This window comes from Planktothrix sp. FACHB-1355 (assembly GCF_014748295.1).
GTDB lineage: Bacteria > Cyanobacteriota > Cyanobacteriia > Cyanobacteriales > Aerosakkonemataceae > Aerosakkonema > Aerosakkonema funiforme_A.
The window spans coordinates 1-3,380 of the sequence record NZ_JACJUP010000798.1; the positions used below are offsets into that span (position 1 = coordinate 1).

Genomic DNA, 3,380 nt, shown 5'->3' on the forward strand with positions numbered 1-3,380 from the left:
ATTACCGATCGCAAGCAAGCGGAAATTGCCCTGGAGCAAAAACTAAAAAGGGAGCGGCTAGTAAGTGCGATCCAAGAGCGGATTCGTTCCTCTCTCAACTTGGAGGAAGTGCTGACAACAGCAGTCGAAGAAGTGCGGCAGTTTTTGTCAACCGAGCGGACAATTATTTATCAATTTTATCCAGATTGGGGTGGATCTGTGGCTGTCGAATCGGTGGCGCAAGGGTGGACGCCGATGAAGGGCATCGATATTGAAGACAATTGCTTCCGAGAAAACTACGCTATTTTTTATCAGCAAGGTCGCATTCGGGCGATCGAAAATATTTACGCAGGTGATTTAAGCGAATGCCACGTTAATTTACTCTCGCAATTTGAAGTAAAAGCTAACTTAGTAGTTCCCATTTCTTATAATGAAAAATTATGGGGATTGCTGGTTGTCCATAACTGTAGCAGCCCTCGTCAGTGGCTCGCTTCGGAAATAGAATCTCTCAAACAAATTTCTGTGCAACTGGCGATCGCGATTCAGCAATGTACCCTCTTTGAACAAGCCAAATCTGAAATTACAGAGCGCAAAAAAGCAGAAGTAGCTGTCAGAGAAAGTGCCGAACGGGAAAAAGCGATCGCCCAAGTAATTCAAAGAATGCGGCAAACCTTGGATATGGAAACCATATTTACCGCTACTACCCAAGAATTGCGGCAGGTAATCAAGTGCGATCGCGTCCTAGTTTATCGTTTCCAACCCGACTGGAGCGGCGAATTGGTGGCCGAGTCAGTTGGGCCGGGATGGATTTCCGTAATGCAGTCACAAGCTAGTAACCCCAGCTTCACAGCGATTTCCACAGAAAACGATCGCTGCGTTGTGAAATCATTTGAAAGCGGAAATAGTGTCATATTTCAAGATACATATCTGCAAGAAACTAAAGGTGGGTTTTACAGTAAAGGTACAAACTACCTAGCTGTTGAAGACATTTACAACGCTGGATTTAATGATTGTTATATAAACTTATTAAAGCAATTTCAAGCCAAAGCGTACATCATAGTTCCCATCTTTTCCGGCAAAAAACTTTGGGGATTGCTGGCAATTTATCAAAACTCTGGCCCTCGCGATTGGCAAGAAGCAGAAATTAAAATCGCCATTCAAATCGGCAATCAGTTGGGAGTTGCATTGCAGCAAGCCGAATTACTAGAGCAAACTAAAAAGCAATCGGAAGCGTTACAAAAAGCAGCATTGGCAGCAGATACAGCCAACCGCGCCAAAAGCGAATTTCTAGCTTCTATGAGCCACGAACTGCGTACCCCTCTCAATGCTATTCTCGGCTTTTCCCAAATGATCGCTGGCGATGCTTCCCTCAAAACCCAGCAACAAGAATATCTGGGAATTATCAATCGCGCTGGCGAACACCTGCTGTCCCTAATTAATGACATTCTCGAAATGTCCAAAATAGAGGCAGGTCGCACCAGTTTAAATGAAAGCAGCTTTGATTTAATTGGCTTGTTGGATAGCGTTGAAGATATGTTCCGATTAAAAGCTCAATCAAAGGGATTGCAGCTAATTTTTGAGAGAGTTACAGACCTACCTAAATTTATCAAAACAGATGAAGGAAAATTGCGCCAAGTTTTGATTAACATCCTGGGGAACGCCATCAAGTTTACAGAAAAAGGTAGGGTAACGCTGCGCGTGAGAGTTGATGGTTCGTCGCCATCAACAACGAACGACGAACGATCGAGAAGGAAGGACGATCGACTTTATTTTGAAATAGAAGACACCGGCTCCGGCATTTGTCTGACTGAAACAAACAAGTTATTTGAACCTTTCGGGCAAACAGAAACAGGTGTAAAATCAGGACAAGGAACCGGATTGGGTTTGCCGATTAGCCAAAAATTCGTGCAATTGATGGGCGGAGATATTAGAGTCAGTAGCAAATTGGGGTTAGGAAGTATATTTACATTCGATATCAAAATCAGCTTTGGCGATCCTACTGAGATTAAAACGGATCGCAGTAACTGCAAAGTAATTGGTTTAGCACCTAACCAAATAGAATATCGCATTTTAGTTGTAGACGATCGCCCGGAAAGCCGCCTTTTGTTAGCCAGATTATTTACCTCGATCGGCTTTCAAGTCCAAGAAGCCGAAAATGGGCTAGAGGCGATCTCCCTGTGGGAAAGTTGGGAACCGCACCTAATTTTGATGGATATGAGAATGCCGATCGTCAATGGCTATCAAGCTACCAAACACATTAAAAGCTCTTTGCGAGGTCAAGCAACTGCGATCGTTGCCTTGAGTGCCAGCGCCTTTGAAGAAGACCAAAAAATGGCCTTCGATTCCGGTTGTGACGATTTTCTGAGCAAGCCATTTCAACAAGAGGAATTACTAGGAAAAATTAGGAAACATTTAGGTGTCCAATATATCTGTGCGGAATCATCCGCAGACGCGAGCAAACTAGCTGCTGCTAAAAATGATTCGGTAACGACTTTTCAGTTAACATCTGATAGTTTCAAGGAAATTCCAACTGATTTGCTCGCGCAAATACAGAAAGCCGCAGTTCAATGCAGCGATGATATAATTTTGAATTTAGTCAAGCAAATTCCGCCAGAAAATGCTTCCATAGCGCAGGCTCTTACAGACTTAGCGATCAACTACGAATTCGAGATTATTCAAGAATTGACAAAACTAGGGGTTAGGGGTTAGGGACTAGGGATTAGGGGCTAGGGGCTAGAGCGTCGGGAAGAGTGGGGGAGTGGGGGAATTAAGATTTTGCCTCTTCCCTCTTCCCTTTTCCCTAGTCCCTTTTCCCGACGCCCTAGCCCCTAGTCCCCAGTCCCTAGCTAGCAGTTTCAGTCTCAGCTAAATTCACCTTCACGACGCGATTTTTAGCTGCTGCTGTCTTAGGCAGAGTTAGTATCAGAATACCGTTGCTAAAATTAGCTTCCACCTTATCGTTTTCTACCGTCACAGGCAAAGCAACTACGCGCTCAAACTTACCGTAACGGAACTCAGAACGGAAGAAACCATTATTTTCCGATTGATTTTCGTAGCGGTGTTCCCCACGAAGAACAACAGTATCGCGAGTAACGCTGACATCCAAATCTTTAGCTTCAATACCAGGCAGTTCAGCTTTTAAGGTCAAATTGTCGCCGTTGTCTTGCAACTCAACTGCTGGTTTCCAAATGCTGTTCTGGGATGGAGAAAATCCAGTCATTTCGTCAAATAGTTTATCCAATTGACTGTGGATAGTAGAGATTTCAATGTAAGGATTCCATCTAATAAGAGCCATAACTCTATTTCCTCGCTTTTGTTTGAGATTTGCTGTAGCTTTTGTTCAAGCACATCTTTATGATGCCTAACATAATCAGTGATGGCGATGGGGAAAACCGAAAAAT

At 43.7% G+C, this 3,380-nt stretch carries 2 protein-coding genes; one reads left to right on the plus strand and one right to left on the minus strand.

What is annotated here, in order from left to right; all coding sequences use genetic code 11:
* Positions 1-2,688 (plus strand): GAF domain-containing protein (locus H6S82_RS25030; RefSeq protein ID WP_191056885.1); only part of this gene is annotated, 2,688 nt, incomplete at its 5' end.
* Positions 2,689-2,821: 133 nt separating this feature from the next.
* Here the strand turns inward: H6S82_RS25030 and H6S82_RS25035 are convergent.
* Positions 2,822-3,274, minus strand: a complete 453-nt coding sequence (locus H6S82_RS25035; protein WP_190464886.1) for an Hsp20/alpha crystallin family protein — start codon at positions 3,272-3,274, stop codon at positions 2,822-2,824.
* Positions 3,275-3,380 lie beyond the last annotated feature (106 nt).

Excerpts from the sequence above, each read along its gene's own strand:
- H6S82_RS25035 (WP_190464886.1), bottom strand. The coding sequence starts at position 3,274 with ATGGCTCTTATTAGATGGAATCCTTACATTGAAATCTCTACTATCCAC.